The organism is Allobosea sp. 67-29 (assembly GCF_001898115.1).
GTDB lineage: Bacteria > Pseudomonadota > Alphaproteobacteria > Rhizobiales > Beijerinckiaceae > Allobosea.
In genome coordinates this window covers 285,029-300,623 of sequence record NZ_MKSQ01000005.1, presented here as the reverse complement: position 1 = coordinate 300,623, position 15,595 = coordinate 285,029, and the positions used below count along the sequence as shown (strand labels likewise).

The following is a 15,595-nucleotide window of genomic DNA, read 5'->3' as shown; positions in this document are numbered from 1 at the left end:
CTCAAAGCTCCGAAAGGAAGCCGCGTATCAGGCGGCGCAGGGAGCGCGAGGCCATCGCGGCGACGTCGCGCGTCTCGCTGTGATGCGGAGCTCCGCCATGCAGGCCGGCGCCCATATTGGTGACGATGGAGAGCGCGGCCACCCGGATGTCGTGGCGCCGCGCCAGGATGACCTCCGGCACGGTCGACATGCCGACGAGATCGGCGCCGAGCGTCTTCGCCATGCGGATCTCCGCCGGCGTCTCGAAGCTCGGGCCGGAAAACCACATATAGACCCCCTCGCCCAGCGACATGGCCGCGTTGGCGGCCGCGCGCTTCAGGCGGCCGCGCAGCAGCGGATCATAGGCATCGACCATCGGCACGAAGCGGCCGTCGCCCCGGTCGCCCACCAGCGGGTTGGGCCCGTTGAGATTGATGTGATCGGTGATGAGCGCGAGACTGCCCGGCCCCATCTCGGGCCTCAGCGAGCCCGCCGCATTGGTCAGGATCAGGGGGGGCGAGCCGAAGGCGGTGAGCAGGCCGAGCGGCACGCGCATCACCGCCGGATCGCCGCCTTCGTAGTAATGCGCGCGGCCTTGATAGATCAGCACCTTGCGGCCGAACAACGTGCCGTAGCAGAGCTGGCGGGCGTGGCCGGAGACCTCGCCGCGCGGAAAGCCGGGGATATCCGCATAGGGAATGCGGATCGCGTCCTGGACGTCGTCGACGACGGCGCCAAGCCCTGTGCCGAGCACCAGCGCACAGTCGACCGGGCCGTCGACGCCCTTGTCGATCAGCACCGAGGCCGCTTCGTCGAAGGCCGGATCGGCCGCCATGCGAACTCCTTCCGGCCAGCCGGCCGCCGCAAATCACCGCGGCAAGTTGGCTGGTCCGAAGGACGCTGGCAACAACTCGCCGAGCGTGAAACGCGCGCGGATGCCTTCGGGTCCGGCGATGGCGACCGGCGTCTCCGGCAAGGCGAATTCGCGGATCCGCTGGCGGCAGGCGCCGCAGGGGGTGACGAGCTCCGGACCCTCGCCGAAGACGAGCACGGCGCGAATCGTCCTGGCACCGCCCGCGATCATCGCCGAGATCGCGCCGGCTTCGGCGCAGGCGCCGACCGGATAGGCGGCATTCTCGACGTTGCAGCCGGCATACAGCGCGCCGTCATCCGCCAGCAGCGCCGCACCGACCTTGAAGCGCGAATAGGGCGCATAGGCTCGTGGCTGAATGCGAGAGGCCGCCGCGAAAAGCGCGTCCAAATCGGCATCGGCCACATCAGCGTTCCTTGACATAGGGAATCCCGGAGGCTTTTGGCGGCGTCGCCTTGCCGATGAAGCCGGCAAGGAGGATGATGGTCATCAGATAGGGCAAGGCCTGGATCGCTTCCACCGGGACGAGACCGATTCCCGGCAGGCTGACGCCCTGGAGCCGGATCGCGACCGCATCGAGCAGACCGAAGAGCAGGCAGGCGCCGAGCGCGGGCCAGGGCCGCCAATTGGCGAAGATCACGGCCGCCAGCGCGATGAAACCGCGCCCCGCCGTCATCTGCGGCAGAAAGCCCGCCGATTGCGCCACGGCGAGATAGGTGCCGCCGAGACCGCAGAGCAGGCCGCAGATCGCGACCGCGGCGTAGCGCAGGCCCGCGACGGAAATGCCGGCGGTGTCGACCGCCGCGGGATTTTCGCCAACGGCCCGGATACGCAGGCCGAAGCGGGTCCGCTTCAGCATCAAGGCCGTCGCGAGCACGCAGAGAATGGCGAGATAGGCCGGCGCGGCATGACCGGAGACGACCTCGTCGTAGAACAGGCCGAGCACCGGGACGTGCTCGCGTGCCCAGCGCGCGAAGGGCAGCGTCAGCTCGCCGAAGCGCGCCGCGCCTTCGAGCGAGGGCGTGCGCCCGCCCTGCCCGTACCAGGCGTTGCCGAGGACGACGCTCAGGCCCGCAGCGAGCATGTTGACCGCCACGCCGGAGACGATCTGGTTGCCGCGCCAGGTGATGGCGGCAAAACCGTGCAGCAGCGCCAGGGCGACGGAGGCGAGGATGCCGGCGCCCAGCCCCACCCAGGCAGAGCCCGAGGCATAGGCCGCGACGGCGGCGGCGAAGGCGGCGACCAGCATCTTGCCCTCGAGGCCGATATCGACGACGCCGGCCTTCTCGGACCACAGCCCCGCCATGGCCGCGCAGATCAGCGGAATCGAGAGGCGGACCATGGAATCGAGCACGACGGCGAGCGTCTGGAGCCAGTCCATCAGCCTGGTCCCCCGCGACCAAGCGCCAGCGCCACCAGTTTGCGGAACAGCCCGTCGAGGGCTCCGGCGAACAGGATGAGGACGCCGCCGATCACCACCACCATGTCGCGGGTGATGGTCGGCTTGTCGAAGGAGAGCTCGGCTCCGCCCTGGTAGAGCACCCCGAAGAGCAGCGCCGCCAGACCGACGCCGACCGGATGACCACGCCCCATCAGCGCGACCGCGATGCCGACGAAGCCGTAGCCGGCGGTGAAATCGAGCACCAGCCGGTGCTGCACGCCGAGCGCCTCGTTGACCGCCAGACCGCCGGCGAGCGCGCCGGAGATCGCCATCGCGACCATGGTGACGGCCGCGGGCGAGATGCCGGCATAGGCGGCAGCGCGCGGATTGGCCCCGACGGTGCGGATCGCGTAGCCCAGCCGCGTGCGCCAGATCAGCAGCCAGACCGCGACGAGCGCCATCAGCGCCAGCAGGAAGGCGCTGTTGAGCGGCGTCGCCGGCAGCTTGAGGCCGAGCGGCGCGAGAAGCTGATGCATCGGCGCCAGCACGGCCTGAGGCGGGAAATCCGGCGTCTCCGGCTGCATCGAGCCGACCTTGCCGATCACCTCGCGCAGCAGATAGACGATCAGCGTCGCGGCGACGAAGTTCAGCATGATCGTGGTGATGACGACATGGCTGCCGCGCTTGGCCTGGAGCCAGCCCGGAACGAAGGCATAGGCCGCGCCGCCCGCCGCCGCGGCGAGGATGGCGATGGGCGCCGCCAGGAAGCCCGCGACCGACAGAAAGCCCGGCATCGCCGAGAGCGCCGTGCAGGCCAGCGCCGCAAAAATGCCGGCGACCGTCGCCTGGCCCTCCCCGCCGATATTGAACAAGCCGGCATGGAAGGCGACCGCGACGGCAAGCCCGGTGAAGATGAAGTTCGTGGTATAGTAGAGCGTGAAGCCGATCCCCTCGGCGCTGCCGAGCGCGCCGCGCAGCAGAAGCGCCGTCGCCTCCAGCGGGTTCTCGCCGATGCCGATGACGACGAGCCCGGCGACTAGCAGCGCCGCCGCGACCGAGACGAGCGGAACGAGGGCGGTGTCGGCCCAGCGCGGCAGGTCGATCGGCGCGGCGCTCATGCGGCCTCGTCCGTGACGCCGGCCATCAGCAGGCCGAGCTCGCGCTCATCCGCCCGCTCCGCCGCACGCTCGCCGGTGATGCGGCCGCCGCAGAGAGCGAGGATGCGGTCGGACAGCGCCATCACCTCCTCGAGCTCGACCGAGACGAGCAGGATCGCGACGCCGGCATCGCGCAGCTCGACCAGCCGGCGGTGGATGAACTCGATGGCGCCGATATCGACGCCGCGCGTCGGCTGACCGACGAGCAGCACCCTGGGATGCCGCTCGATCTCGCGGGCCAGGACGATCTTCTGCTGGTTGCCACCCGAAAACTTCGCGGTCTTCAGCGCCGGATCGGGCGGGCGCACGTCGTAAGCGGCGAAGGCCGTGCGCGCATGCGCCTCGATACGCGCCGGCGAGAGGAAGGGCCCGGCGCGAAAGGCCGGATCGCCCTGATAACCCAGGATCGCGTTCTCAGCGGCGCTGAAGGCGGTGACGAGGCCGCTGCGCTGGCGATCCTCGGGGACATGCATCACGCCGCGCTCGCGCAGTCTGGCGGGATGCCGGTCCGCCGCTGTCAGAATCCGGCCACCCAGGCGAATGACGCCGCGGGTCGGCTGGACCAGGCCGGCAAGCACCTCGAGCAACTCGCTCTGGCCGTTGCCCGCGACACCGGCGATCCCGACGATCTCGCCGGCATGCAGCGTGAGGCCGACGTCCCGCAGCGTCTCGGTACCGCGCGCGTCGCGACAGGTGAGGCCGACCGCTTCGAGAACGGCTGCGCCGCGCTCGCGCGGGGGCTTCTCGACGCGCAGCAGCACGCGCCGGCCGACCATCGCCTCGGCCAGCGCCGGCGGCGAGGTCTCTGCCGTACGAAACCCGGCGACCATCTCGCCGCGGCGCATCACCGAGACCGTATCGGTGACCGCCATGATCTCGCGCAGCTTGTGGGTGATCAGGATCACCGTCTTGCCCTGCGCCTTCAAGGCCCGGAGCAGGGCGAAGAGCTGGTCCGCCTCGGCCGGCGTCAATACCGCCGTCGGCTCGTCGAGGATCAGGACCTCGGCACCGCGATAGAGCGCCTTCAGGATCTCGACGCGCTGCTGCAGGCCGACGGACAGCTCGCCGACAATGGCGTCGGGCTCGATCGCGAGGCCGTATTCCCGGGACAGCCGCGCCAACTCGGCCCGGGCTTTCGCCAGGCCGCCCTTGAGCCTCGCCCCGCCCTCGGCGCCGAGCACGACGTTCTCGACGACGCTCAGGGTGTCGACCAGCATGAAGTGCTGGTGGACCATCCCGATCCCCGCCGCGATCGCATCGGCCGGAGAACGGATGCGGCGCGGCTTTCCGGCAACCCGGATCTCGCCGGCATCGGCCTCGTAGAAGCCGTAGAGGATCGACATCAGCGTCGACTTGCCGGCGCCGTTCTCGCCGACGATGCCATGGATCGAGCCGACGGCGACCGCGAGCGAGACGTCCCTGTTCGCCGCGACCGCGCCGAAGCGCTTGGAGATGCCGGCGAGCTCGATCGCCGGAGGGACAGGGGCGGTGCTCAAGAGCGCGGTCCGCGCCTCACATCGTGCATTTCTGGTCGGACATGTAGTCGTGGACCTGGATCTTGCCCGAGATGATGTCGGCCTTGGCCTTGTCGGCGGCGGCCTTCATCTCGGGCGTGATCAGCGCCCTGTTGTTGTCGTCGAGCGCCCAGTCGACGCCGCCTTCCTTGAGGCCGAGCACGGAGATCCCCGGCTTCCAGCCGCCGTTGCGGGCGGCCATGAAGGAGTTGTAGGCGGCGACGTCGACGCGCTTCAGCATCGAGGTCAGGATCTTGCCGGGATGCAGCGCATTCTGGTTGGAATCGACGCCGATGCCGAGCTTGCCCGCATCGGCCGCGGCCCGCAGCACGCCGATGCCGGTGCCGCCGGCAGCGTGATAGATCACATCCGCTCCGCGGTCGATCTGCGACTTGGCGAGCTCGCCGCCCTTGACCGGATCGGCCCAGGCCGCGGGCGTCGAGCCGGTCATGTTCTGGAAAATCTCGGCATCGGGCTTGGCCGCCTTGATGCCCTGGACGTAGCCGCAGGCGAATTTGCGGATCAGCGGGATGTCCATGCCGCCGACGAAACCGAGCTTGTTGGTCTTCGACGCCATCGCCCCCAGCAGGCCGACAAGGTAGGAGCCCTCATGCTCCTTGAAGACGATCGACTGCACGTTGGGCAGGTCAACGACCATGTCGATGATCGTGAACTTCAGGTCGGGGAACTCGGCCGCGACCTTCTGCAAGGCGGTCGCCTGAGAGAAGCCGACGGCGATGATCGGCGAGTTGCCGTCGCGGGCGAAACGGCGCAGCGCCTGCTCGATCTGGGCATCATTGTTCGGTTCGAAATCGCGGAATTCGACCCCGGTCTCCTTGCGGAACTTCTCCGCACCGATGAAGACGCCCTCGTTGAAGGATTTGTCGAACTTGCCGCCCTTGTCATAGACGATCGCCGGCTTGACCGGCTGCTGTGCGAAAGCCGCCATCGCCGAAAGCGCAACGCCCGCCAGCGCCGCCGCTAGAGAACCCAAACGCATCGCATATCCCCTGTTGACGCCGGGCGCCGTTGGCCGGCCCTCGATCAGGCCACGATGGCATGGCGCGGCCGCGCGGCCAAGCTGTCGGAAGGTCTCGGCAATCGCGCAGGACGCGATTGCCGAGACCGGGCCTGAAGCCGTATCCTGCGCGCCATGCTGAACGACGACGAGATCGAGCGCTACGCTCGCCATATCGTGCTGCCGGAGATCGGCGGCCCGGGGCAGCAGAAGCTGAAGAACGCCCGGGTCCTGGTCGTCGGCGCGGGCGGGCTCGGCGCGCCGCTGATCCAGTATCTGGCGGCTGCCGGCATCGGCAAGATCGGCATCGTCGACGACGATATCGTCTCGCTCTCGAACCTGCAGCGCCAGACCATCTTCACCACCGGCGACATCGGCGCGCACAAGGCGGTCGCGGCCGCCGGATTCATCCGCAGGCTCAATCCCAATGTCGTGGTCGAGGAGCATGTCACGCGCGTCGACCCGCACAATGCCCGCGCGATGATCGCCTTCTACGATGTCGTCGCCGAAGGCTCGGACAATTTCGCCACGCGCTACGCCGTTTCGGATGCCTGCTTTCACGAGCACAGGCCGGTGGTGATGGGCGCGCTCGGGCGCTTCGACGGCTCGCTGACCACGATCCGCGCCCATGAGACCGGGCCGGACGGGCGGCCGAATCCGACCTGGCGCTGCCTCTTCCCCGAAGCCCCACCGCCCGGCGCGATCCCGACCTGCGCGGAAGCCGGCGTGCTCGGCGCGCTGCCGGGCGTCATCGGTTCGCTGATGGCGCTGGAGGTGATCCGCGCCGTCACCGGCTTCGGCGAGCCGCTGGTCGGCAAGCTGCTGCTGCTGGATTCGCTGACGATGCGCTTCGAGACGCTGCGCTATGGCTGGGACGAGACCAATCCGCTGAACGGCACCGGCGTCGCGGCTTGATTGCCCTCTCCACCCTTGTCCGTCATTGCGAGCGCAGCGAAGCAATCCAGAGGACCGGGTGAGACGTCAGCCCAGTCTTCCTGGATTGCTTCGTCGCTGACGCTCCTCGCAATGACGAGTCAGGCAGTGGCGGCCGGTTTTCCGCCGAATGGCTTCAGCGCTTCGACTCGATCACGTCCCAGAGTTGCGCCGCCAGATCCGGGCCGCCGAGCTTCTTGATGGCGCGCACGCCGGTCGGCGCGGTGACGTTGATCTCGGTGAGCTTGCCGTGAATCACGTCGATGCCGACGAGCAGCAGGCCGCGACGGCTGAGCTCGGGGCCGATCGCCTCGCAGATCTCGAGCTCCTTCTTCGACAGGTCGGTCGGCCGCGCGGCGCCGCCGCGCACCATGTTGGCGCGCAGGTCGCCGACAGCCGGCACGCGGTTGACCGCGCCGGCCGCCTTGCCGTCGATCAGGATGATGCGCTTGTCGCCCTCGCTGACCTCCTTGATGAAGCCCTGCACCACCCAGGGCTCGCGGAAGAGGTTGCTGAAGAGATCGAAGAGCGAGCCGAAATTCGGATCCGTCCTGCTGGTCTTGAACACGGTCGCGCCGCCATGGCCGTAGAGCGGCTTCATCACGATCTCGCCATGCTCGTCGCGGAAGGCCTCGATCTCGGCCCGATCGCGGGTGATCAGCGTCGGCGGCATCAGCTCGGGGAAATGGGTGACGAAGATCTTCTCGGGCGCGTTGCGCACCTCCGTCGGATTGTTGACCACCAGCGTCTTCGGATGGATGCGCTCCAGCATGTGGGTGGTCGTGACATAGGCCATGTCGAAGGGCGGGTCCTGCCGGAGCAGCACGACGTCGAGCGTCGAGAGGTCGAGCTTCTCCTCGGCTCCGGCCGTGAAATGGTCGCCCTCGGCGTCGCGCACCGTGACCGGGCGCATCGGTGCCGTGACCCTGCCGTCGCGCATGGAGAGCTTGTCGGGGGTGTAGGTGTAGAGCGTGTGGCCCCGCGCCTGCGCCTCCAGCATCAGCGCGAAGCCGGTATCGCCGGCGATCCGGATGCGCTCGATCGGGTCCATCTGGATGGCGACGCTGAGAGACATGGCAGGCTTCCTGTTGCAGCGGGTTCTTATCGGGCCGCGGACCCGGTTCCTGCAAGTGGGGCGCCCTGCATCACAGGACAAGCTCGAAGGCGGCCGGCACATGACGCGGCCGATGCCACGGCGCCAGGAAGACCGCATCGGCCCTGAGGTCGTAGCCCATCGCCCAAGGGTTGCGGGCGAGCCATTGCCGGACGCGGCGCTCGACGAGGCGCTGCTTTCGGGCCGTCACCGCTGTCAGCGCCTCTTCCAGCCGGGCGCGGGCCTTGACCTCGACGAAGGCGACCGTGCGTCCGCGCCGCATCACGAGGTCGATCTCGCCGCCCTTGCCGCCGAAGCGTCGCTCGAGCAGCCGGTAACCCTTCGCGCTGAGCCAGAGGATGGCGAGCCACTCTGCCCGTCGGCCCGACAGGCCGGAGCGCCGCGCCCGGCGGCTGCGCCGTTCGGCACGGTTGTCGCCGTCCGTCACGGATCGCCGCGGGTGAGTTCGAGCGCGCGCGCATAGACCTTGCGGCGCGGCTGGCCGGTCTCGGCCGCGACCTGAGCCACCGCTTCCTTGAGCGAGAGCCCGACGAGCGCTGCACGCAAACGCTCATCGATCACATCGCCGGTCGGCAGCAACTCGTCGGCGCCGGGCGGGCCGATGATGACGACGATCTCGCCGCGCGCCTCTTCCGCCTCCTCGTAATGGGCCGCGAGCTCGGGCAGCCTGCCGCGCCGCACCGTCTCGTGGAACTTGGTCAGTTCGCGCGCCACCGCACCGGTACGGCTGCCGAAGACCGCGGCCGCGTCGGCCAGCATCTCGGCAAGACGCCGTGGCGATTCGAAGAAGACGAGCGTGCCGGGAATGGTGGCGAGCTCCGTCAATCGCGTCCGCCGCGCGGCCGATTTCGGCGGCAGGAAGCCTTCGAAGAAGAAGCGGTCGGTCGGAAGCCCTGCGAGCACCAGCGCGGCGAGCACCGCGGACGGGCCGGGTATGCCGGTGACGGGCAAGCCCTCGGTCACCAGCTCGGCGACCAGCTTGTAGCCGGGGTCGGAGACCAGCGGCGTGCCGGCATCCGAAATCAGCGCGAGCCTGCCGCCCTCGCGCAATCGCGCCAGCACCTTCGGGCGCATCTGCGCCGCGTTGTGCTCGTGATAGGGCAGGAGCGGCGTCGCGATGCCGTAATGCGCCAGCAGCGTCTTCGAGGTACGGGTGTCCTCGGCGAGGATCGCGTCGGCAGCGGCGAGCGTCGCCAGCGCGCGGAAGGAGATGTCTCCGAGATTGCCGATCGGCGTCGCGACGATGTGCAGCCCCGGCGCCAGCGGCTCGGCCTCGGCCTTGAGCCCGAAGGCGGTATAGGTGGCGGGGCGGGGACCGGCGGCGCTCGACATGGCCGCAAGCTGCCACAGGCGACAGGCCGGCGCCATCGAGAGGCGAGCCGGCCCGTGCAACCTATAGTTAACAACTTGAAAATAGCATGCCGCACTGGCACGAGAGTCCCGCGGGGGGACTGTATCGCCGGGCGAGGCATTCGCCGGCCCGGTCACGACTGGAGATCGCCCGTGTTGCACCATCGGCACTTCGCACCGGTTCTGCGGTTCAAGGCGGGCGCGCTCGCCGTCTCGCTCGGCCTGATGCTCGCAAGCTGCGGTGGCGGCACCTCGGGCCTCCCCGGCTTCGAGGGTTCGGCCCCGACGCAACCTGCCGGACCAAGCGGGGAAACCATCGGCACCGGCAAGGTCAAGGTCGGCCTCGTGCTGCCGCTGAGTGCCGAGGGCCAGGGCGGCGTCGTTGGCAACTCGCTGAAGAACGCGGCGGAAATGGCACTGGCCGAATTCCCGAATGCCGACCTGACGCTGCTGGTCAAGGACGACCGTGGCACGCCGGAAGGCGCGCGCGCCGCGACGCAAGCCGCGCTCTCGGAAGGCGCCGAGTTGATCATCGGCCCGCTCTTCGCCCCGGCGGTGCAGGCGGCAGGGCAGGTCGCGAAGGCGGCCAACCGGCCGGTCATCGCCTTCTCCAGCGATTCCAACGTGGCGTCGCGCGGCGTCTACCTGCTTTCCTTCCCACCCGAGAACGACGTCAACCGGGTCATCGCCTATGCCTCGCAGCAGGGCCGCAAATCCTTCGCCGCACTGGTGCCGGACACCGCCTATGGCAAGGTCGTCGAGGCCGCCTTCCAGCAGGCGGTCGCGGCGCGCGGCGCCCGCGTTGCAGCGATCGAGCGCTTCACCTCGGACCCGGCCGCGATGCGCGCCGCCGTCCAGCGCCTGATGCCGTCTCTGCAGCAGGCGGATGCGCTGTTCGTGCCCGCCGCCGCCGACACCATGCCGGCGCTCGGGCAGGCGCTGCAGCAGGCCGGCTTCGACCCGCGCAAGGTGAAGCCGCTCGGTACCGGCGTCTGGAACGACAGCAGCGTCGCGCAGGTCCAGGCGATCCAGGGCGGCTGGTTCGCCTCGCCCGACACCGCCGGCTTCAACGCCTTCGCCGGCCGCTACCAGCAGCGCTTCAACAGCGCGCCGACCCGCACGGCGACCCTGTCCTACGATGCGGTTTCGCTGGCTGCGGCGCTCGCCCGCACGCAGGGCACGCAGCGCTTCTCGGAAGCGGTTCTGACCAATGCGTCGGGCTTTGCCGGCGCCGACGGCGTCTTCCGCTTCCGGCCCGACGGGCAGATCGACCGCGGGCTTGCCGTGCTCGAACTGCGCAACGGCCAGATCGTCACGGTGAACGCGGCGCCGCGCGACCTCGGCGCCCGCACCCCCTGACACCGGGATCAGGGGCGGTTCGCCGCCGTCTTCCCGTCCCGCCCTGCCGCCCGCTCCGCCGCCGCGATCACCGTGTCCGGCGTCAGCAGCTGCGGCAGGACCTCGGGGGTCGCGTCCCTGGCGCCGGGATAGAACAGGTAGAGCGGCACGCCGGCGCGGCCCTGCTCGGCGAGCGCCCGGGCGATGCGTGAATCGCGATTGGTCCAGTCGCCCTTGAGATAGGTGACGCCGAGCCGGGCGAAGGCGTCCTTGACCTCCTGCCGCGACAGCGCGACGCGCTCATTGGCCAGACAGGTGATGCACCAGGCGGCGGTGAAGTTGACGAAGACCGGCTTGCCTTCGGCCTGCAAGGCCGCGACGCGCTCAGGGCTCCAGGCCTCGACGGCGCCCGCCCGCGCCTCGGTATTGGCGCCCGGGACGGCGTTCTCGAGCGCGAACCAGCCGGCGCCGATGACGACCAGCACCGACAGGGCCGTTCCGAAGACGCGACGCGTCAGCGAGCCGCGCGTCACGCCGACGAGCCAGACGACGAAGCCGGCCGCCAGCACGGCGACCAGCGCGGCGAGCACGCCTTGCGGCCCGGTCTGCACCGAAGCGACCCAGATCAGCCAGATCGCGGTGGCGAACATCGGGAAGGCGAAGGCCTGCTTCAGCACCAGCATCCAGCGCCCGGGCTTGGGCAGCAGCCGCAGCAGGCCGGGCGCGAAGGAGAGCGCCACCACCGGCAAGGCGAAGCCCAGCGCCAGCGCCATGAAGACCGAGAGCGCGACCGCCGGCGGCTGCGTCACCGCATAGCCCATCGCCGCCCCCATGAAGGGCGCCGTGCAGGGCGTGGCGACGACGACGGCGAGCATCCCGGTCATGAAGGCGCCGAGGCGACCGCCGCGGCTGGCCAGCCCGTCGCCGACGCCGACGACCGAGCCGCCGATCTCGAAGGCGCCGATCAGGTTGAGGCCGATCAGCACCATCACCACCGCCAGCGCGATGACGAGCGGCGGCGATTGCAGCTGGAAGCCCCAGCCGACGCTGCTGCCGAGAGCGCCCAGCGCGATCACGGCGCCGGCCAGCACGAGGAAGGCCAGCAGCACGCCGCAGAGGAAGAGCAGGCCCTGCTCACGGGTTTCGGCGCGGCTGCGATGCGCCGTCTGCGCAAAGCCGAGCGCCTTGATGAACAGGACCGGCAGCACGCAGGGCATCAGGTTGAGAATCAACCCGCCGGCCAAGGCGAAGGCCAGTGCCGCGAGCAGCGTCAGGTCGGCGCCCTGCGCGGGGACGGAGATGCGCACCGCGGCGGGCGGCGATGCCGCCGTGCCAGGGCCTGCCTCACCGGCAAGCAGGGCGGGATCCGCGTCGGCCGTCAGCACGAGCGCACGCGCCTCGCCCCCCTCGTTGAAGGTCAGCACGCCCGCGACTTCGGGCTTCTCGAGCTTGAAGCCGCCCGAGCGCGCCAGCAGGAGGCGCGCGGCCTTTCCGATGGTCGCGGGCTGGTCCGCAGCGTGGTCGATGAGCGTGTCGGAAAAGGGAAAGAAGCGCAGATCGCTCGCATCCGCCGGCAGGCCCGGCAAGGCCAGCGCCAGCCCGTCGCCATCGGCCGTGAGCCTGCCGCGGAAACCGGCCGGCTTCGGCAAGGCGGCAAGCGCCGCATCAATGCGCTGCTGTGCGGCCGCGTCGGTCCTGCTGGCACCAGCCACGGGCAGGTCGAGCGAGAAGGAGCCCTCCTCGGGAATGCAGATCTTCTCGCAGACCAGCCAGGTCGCCTCCGCCTTCAGCGAGAAGGTCTCCCCCGGCTTCGCCTCGACCGGGACCGTGATCTCGACCGGCAGCAGGACCGTGCCCTCGAAGCCGAAATTCACCAGCGGATCGACGCGAATGGCGCGCGGCGCCGGCCAGGCGATCTCGCCGGCCCGGGCTCCCGCCGGGAGGGTCCAATGGATCTGGGTGGGCTCGCCGGAATCGCCGGGGTTGCGCCAATAGGTATGCCAGTGCGGCGCCAGCTTCTGGACGAGCGCGACATGGAAGCGCTCGCCCGGCGCGACGCTATCGCGGCCGGACAGTAGGGTCGCAGTGACGCGCGGCGAGGTCACGGCGGCCGATTCGGCCGCGCGGGCCATGCCCGGCGCCATCAGCCCCAGGGCCAGCAGCGCGCCGGCCAGGAACCGGCGGGCGAGTCCGCTCTTCGCGCCCTCGCACCGGTCGAATTGGCGCATCATCGTCCCGCTTCCGTCCTTCGTCATGACTGCCAGATGCCTCAAACGACCTCTTGGCGCCAATGACAAGCCGGTGAGGCGGAAGAATGGTGCTTCAGATCGCCGCCCCGTCCATGACGATATCGGCGCCGAGACCCTGCCGCACCGCGCGGACGATCTCGGCCTCCGCCGCCGCGCCGCGCCGGCGCGGGCGGGCCGCATCGATGCGGTGCTCGGCGACGATCTGCCCGGGCGCGCCCGACAAGATCACGACCCGGTCGGCGAGATAGGCGGCCTCGTCGATGTCATGGGTGACGAAGAGCACCGTCTTGCCGGTGCGCTGCCAGACGCGGATCAACTCGTCCTGCAGATTTTCGCGCGTCAGCGCGTCGAGCGCCGAGAAGGGCTCGTCCATCAGCAGGATCTCGGGCTCGACGGCGAGCGCCCGTGCCAGTGAGACGCGCTGGCGCTGGCCGCCGGAGAGCTGATGCGGCCAGCGCTGCGCCAGTCCGCCGAGGCCGACGAGATCGAGCATCGCCTGCGCCTTGACCAGCCGCTCGCTGCGCGAGGCCCGGCCCTCGAGGCCGAAGCCGACATTGGAGATCACCTTGCGCCAGGGCAGGAGCCGGGAATCCTGGAAGACCAGCGCGACGGGGCGGCGCGCGGTGTCCCTGGCATGGATGACGACCTCGCCGCCGCTCGGCCTGGCCAGCCCGGCGATGACGCGCAGCAGCGTCGACTTGCCGACGCCGGAGGGACCGACGATGGCGAGGAATTCGCCGCGGCCGACCGACAGGTCGAGCTTGCGCAGCACCTCGGTGTCTTCGCCGTCGCGGGTGAAGGTCAGCGACAGGCCCTTGATGTCGATCACGCTTTCCAACGCAGCACCCATCCCTGGAAGGCGACGAAGGCGGTATCGAGCAGCCCGTAAAGCGCCGCCATCGTCAGCATGTAGACCACGACGATATCGGTCGCGAGCAGGCTGGACGCCTGCATCATGCGCTGGCCGACACCGGCGACGCCGAATATCTCGGCCGCGACAACTGCCATCCAGGCCTGGCCCAGAGCGGTGCGGAAGCCGACGAGGATGCCCGGCATCGCCGCGGGCAGCAGGATCTTGAACAGGCGCTGCCAGGGGGAACGGAAGCCGAAGGCGTCCGCCACCTCGACGAGATCGCGATCGACGCCGCGGATCGCGCCCTGCGCCGCGAAGAAGCTGATCCAGAACACGCCGACGGCGATGATGAAGACCGCGGCGCCGGGCGTGACGCCGAACCAGATGATGGCGAAGGGCACCCAGGCGAGGCCCGGCACGGGCCGCAGCACGCGCACGACCCAGGCCGTCGCCTGCTCGGCGGTCCTCGACATGCCGATCAGGACGCCGAGCGCGATGCCGAGGCCGGCACCGACGAAGAGGCCGACGACATAGTGCTGCAGCGAGCCGAGGATGGCCGAGAGCCAGGCGCCCGACGAGACCTCGCGCAGGAAGGCCTGCGGCAAGGAGCTGGGCGGCGGCAGGAAGGCCGGGTTGACCCATCCGAGGGAGGGCACCGCCTCCCAGATCAGCAGGAAGGCGACGAGGCCGAGCAGGGCAAGGGCCGGAGCCCGCAGGCGCGTCACGCTGTCAGCCGCCCGCCTTGACCGCGCGCTCGTAGTAGCGCGTGTCGAACAGCCCGTCGAAGGGCGCCTCCTTGTCGAGCGAGCCGAGCTTGACCTGATAGGCCTGCAGCGCGCGCGAGGGCTCGATGATCTTGCGCAGGTCGATCTCGAAGCGGCTCGCCGGCGAGACCAGCGCCTTGCGGATCAGGGCGGGGTCGACGATGCCCTTGCCGAGCGCGGCGGCGACATGGGGCGCGGCCTTGTCCGGGTCGGATTTGATCAGCGCCGCCGCCTTGACGAGGCCGTTGACCACCGTCTGAACCGCGTCGGGGTTCTTGGTGGCGAAGGCGCCCGAGACCGCGACGACCGTGCCAGGCTGGCCCGGAAAAACCTCCTCGCCGCCCGCGACGAGCTTGATCTGCGGATTGCGGGTCTGGAGGATGGTCAGGGCCGGCTCGCGCACCGTGCCGCCATCGACCGCGCCGGCCAGGATCGCCTGCTGCGTCGCGTCGATGCCCATCGGCACGATCGCGACATCGGCCTTGTCGACCTTGGCGATCTCCCAGAGCCAGTATTCCAGCACGGTGTCGGGCACCGAGCCCGGCGGCTGCGTCGCGAGTCGGGCCGGCTTGCCATTGGCCGCGCGGAAGGCCTTGAAGGCTGCGGCGGGTGCGACGCCGTCGGTGAAGAATTTGGTCAGGGAGGGTGCGGTGACCACGACGTTCTCACCCACCGCGGTCGAAGCGACGACGCGGATGTCGACGCCGCGCGAGCGGGCGACGGCGAGCGGAGCGACACCTGCGACATAGACGTCGATCGTGCCGGAGGCGAGCGCCTGGATCATGTTGGGGCCGGATTCGAAGACGGTGATCGCCGGTTCGACGCCGCCCTGCTTCAGCCAGCCTTCGCCATTCGCGACGAAGAAGGGCGCGGTGCCGACGATCGGAATGTAGCCGACCCGCGCCGCGATCCCCTGTGCGCGGGCCGCGCCGACGAAGGGGACCGTGGCGGCGAGGCCCGCACCCGCGACGAGAAACTGGCGGCGATCCATCGTTCATATCCTCTGCAAGGTGGCGCCGAAACGGGCGCCCATTGACAGATTGAGAAAAGGATTTTCTATCTGGATGCAATAGA

The 15,595-nt window shown here is 69.8% G+C and carries 15 protein-coding genes; 2 read left to right on the top strand and 13 right to left on the bottom strand.

All coding sequences use genetic code 11. The features are described from left to right. Position 1: 1 nt before the first annotated feature. From BGO20_RS02005 to BGO20_RS01980, 6 genes are read right to left on the bottom strand one after another with little or no spacing between them, the layout of a single operon-like run. The gene (locus tag BGO20_RS02005) at positions 2-814 is read right to left on the bottom strand and encodes a purine-nucleoside phosphorylase (RefSeq protein WP_291663047.1); all 813 of its coding nucleotides are present in this window, start codon (positions 812-814) and stop codon (positions 2-4) included. 33 nt (positions 815-847) lie between these two features. Further along, positions 848-1,273: a cytidine deaminase gene (locus BGO20_RS02000; RefSeq protein WP_440140621.1), complete on the bottom strand. Its 426-nt coding sequence runs from the start codon at positions 1,271-1,273 to the stop codon at positions 848-850. Beyond that, the gene (locus BGO20_RS01995; RefSeq protein WP_291663044.1) at positions 1,257-2,231 is read right to left on the bottom strand and encodes an ABC transporter permease; all 975 of its coding nucleotides are present in this window, start codon (positions 2,229-2,231) and stop codon (positions 1,257-1,259) included. Before BGO20_RS01995 ends, BGO20_RS02000 begins: the two co-directional genes overlap by 17 nt. Then, positions 2,231-3,349 carry an ABC transporter permease gene (locus tag BGO20_RS01990; RefSeq protein ID WP_291663043.1) on the bottom strand — a complete coding sequence of 373 codons (1,119 nt, stop codon included), beginning with the start codon at positions 3,347-3,349 and terminating at the stop codon, positions 2,231-2,233. The genes BGO20_RS01995 and BGO20_RS01990 overlap by 1 nt, the downstream gene beginning before the upstream one ends. Next, complete coding sequence (locus tag BGO20_RS01985) at positions 3,346-4,884, bottom strand: ABC transporter ATP-binding protein (RefSeq protein WP_291663042.1); 1,539 nt, start codon at positions 4,882-4,884, stop codon at positions 3,346-3,348. The genes BGO20_RS01990 and BGO20_RS01985 overlap by 4 nt, the downstream gene beginning before the upstream one ends. Before the next feature lie 16 nt (positions 4,885-4,900). Beyond that, positions 4,901-5,902, bottom strand: a complete 1,002-nt coding sequence (locus BGO20_RS01980; protein WP_291663040.1) for a BMP family lipoprotein — start codon at positions 5,900-5,902, stop codon at positions 4,901-4,903. A gap of 153 nt (positions 5,903-6,055) precedes the next feature. Between BGO20_RS01980 and BGO20_RS01975 the strand changes: the two genes are divergently transcribed. Next, positions 6,056-6,835, top strand: a complete 780-nt coding sequence (locus BGO20_RS01975; protein ID WP_291663038.1) for a HesA/MoeB/ThiF family protein — start codon at positions 6,056-6,058, stop codon at positions 6,833-6,835. Between the two features lie 154 nt (positions 6,836-6,989). On the opposite strand, the gene gshB is transcribed toward BGO20_RS01975, so the two are convergent. The 3 genes from gshB to rsmI form a co-directional block, all read right to left on the bottom strand. After that, entirely contained in the window at positions 6,990-7,928 is a 939-nt protein-coding gene (gshB, locus tag BGO20_RS01970) for a glutathione synthase (protein ID WP_291663036.1), read from the bottom strand. Between the two features lie 70 nt (positions 7,929-7,998). Then, positions 7,999-8,394, bottom strand: coding sequence for a YraN family protein (locus tag BGO20_RS01965; RefSeq protein ID WP_291663034.1), 396 nt, complete (start codon positions 8,392-8,394; stop codon positions 7,999-8,001). Beyond that, on the bottom strand, positions 8,391-9,299 hold the full coding sequence (gene rsmI, locus BGO20_RS01960; protein ID WP_291663032.1) for a 16S rRNA (cytidine(1402)-2'-O)-methyltransferase: 909 nt from the start codon (positions 9,297-9,299) through the stop codon (positions 8,391-8,393). The genes BGO20_RS01965 and rsmI overlap by 4 nt, the downstream gene beginning before the upstream one ends. A 171-nt stretch (positions 9,300-9,470) precedes the next feature. On the opposite strand from rsmI, the gene BGO20_RS01955 reads away from it, so the two are divergent. Then, positions 9,471-10,676, top strand: coding sequence for a penicillin-binding protein activator (locus BGO20_RS01955; protein WP_291663030.1), 1,206 nt, complete (start codon positions 9,471-9,473; stop codon positions 10,674-10,676). 8 nt (positions 10,677-10,684) lie between these two features. On the opposite strand, the gene BGO20_RS01950 is transcribed toward BGO20_RS01955, so the two are convergent. The 4 genes from BGO20_RS01950 to BGO20_RS01935 form a co-directional block, all read right to left on the bottom strand. Then, the gene (locus BGO20_RS01950; protein WP_291663028.1) at positions 10,685-12,886 is read right to left on the bottom strand and encodes a protein-disulfide reductase DsbD family protein; all 2,202 of its coding nucleotides are present in this window, start codon (positions 12,884-12,886) and stop codon (positions 10,685-10,687) included. A 91-nt stretch (positions 12,887-12,977) separates the two neighbouring features. Further along, entirely contained in the window at positions 12,978-13,754 is a 777-nt protein-coding gene (locus tag BGO20_RS01945; protein ID WP_291663026.1) for an ABC transporter ATP-binding protein, read from the bottom strand. Continuing rightward, on the bottom strand, positions 13,730-14,482 hold the full coding sequence (locus BGO20_RS01940) for an ABC transporter permease (RefSeq protein ID WP_291663025.1): 753 nt from the start codon (positions 14,480-14,482) through the stop codon (positions 13,730-13,732). The genes BGO20_RS01945 and BGO20_RS01940 overlap by 25 nt, the downstream gene beginning before the upstream one ends. Before the next feature lie 4 nt (positions 14,483-14,486). Then, entirely contained in the window at positions 14,487-15,512 is a 1,026-nt protein-coding gene (locus tag BGO20_RS01935) for an ABC transporter substrate-binding protein (RefSeq protein ID WP_291663024.1), read from the bottom strand. Between the last annotated feature and the right edge of the window lie 83 nt (positions 15,513-15,595).

What these genes read in the sequence shown, in the direction of transcription:
- BGO20_RS02005 (WP_291663047.1), bottom strand. Translation starts at nt 814, where the DNA reads ATGGCGGCCGATCCGGCCTTCGACGAAGCGGCCTCGGTGCTGATCGAC.
- BGO20_RS02000 (WP_440140621.1), bottom strand. Translation starts at nt 1,273, where the DNA reads ATGTCAAGGAACGCTGATGTGGCCGATGCCGATTTGGACGCGCTTTTC.
- BGO20_RS01995 (WP_291663044.1), bottom strand. Translation starts at nt 2,231, where the DNA reads ATGGACTGGCTCCAGACGCTCGCCGTCGTGCTCGATTCCATGGTCCGC.
- BGO20_RS01990 (WP_291663043.1), bottom strand. Translation starts at nt 3,349, where the DNA reads ATGAGCGCCGCGCCGATCGACCTGCCGCGCTGGGCCGACACCGCCCTC.
- BGO20_RS01980 (WP_291663040.1), bottom strand. Translation starts at nt 5,902, where the DNA reads ATGCGTTTGGGTTCTCTAGCGGCGGCGCTGGCGGGCGTTGCGCTTTCG.
- BGO20_RS01975 (WP_291663038.1), top strand. Translation starts at nt 6,056, where the DNA reads ATGCTGAACGACGACGAGATCGAGCGCTACGCTCGCCATATCGTGCTG.
- gshB (WP_291663036.1), bottom strand. Translation starts at nt 7,928, where the DNA reads ATGTCTCTCAGCGTCGCCATCCAGATGGACCCGATCGAGCGCATCCGG.
- rsmI (WP_291663032.1), bottom strand. Translation starts at nt 9,299, where the DNA reads ATGTCGAGCGCCGCCGGTCCCCGCCCCGCCACCTATACCGCCTTCGGG.
- BGO20_RS01950 (WP_291663028.1), bottom strand. Translation starts at nt 12,886, where the DNA reads ATGATGCGCCAATTCGACCGGTGCGAGGGCGCGAAGAGCGGACTCGCC.
- BGO20_RS01945 (WP_291663026.1), bottom strand. Translation starts at nt 13,754, where the DNA reads ATGGGTGCTGCGTTGGAAAGCGTGATCGACATCAAGGGCCTGTCGCTG.
- BGO20_RS01935 (WP_291663024.1), bottom strand. Translation starts at nt 15,512, where the DNA reads ATGGATCGCCGCCAGTTTCTCGTCGCGGGTGCGGGCCTCGCCGCCACG.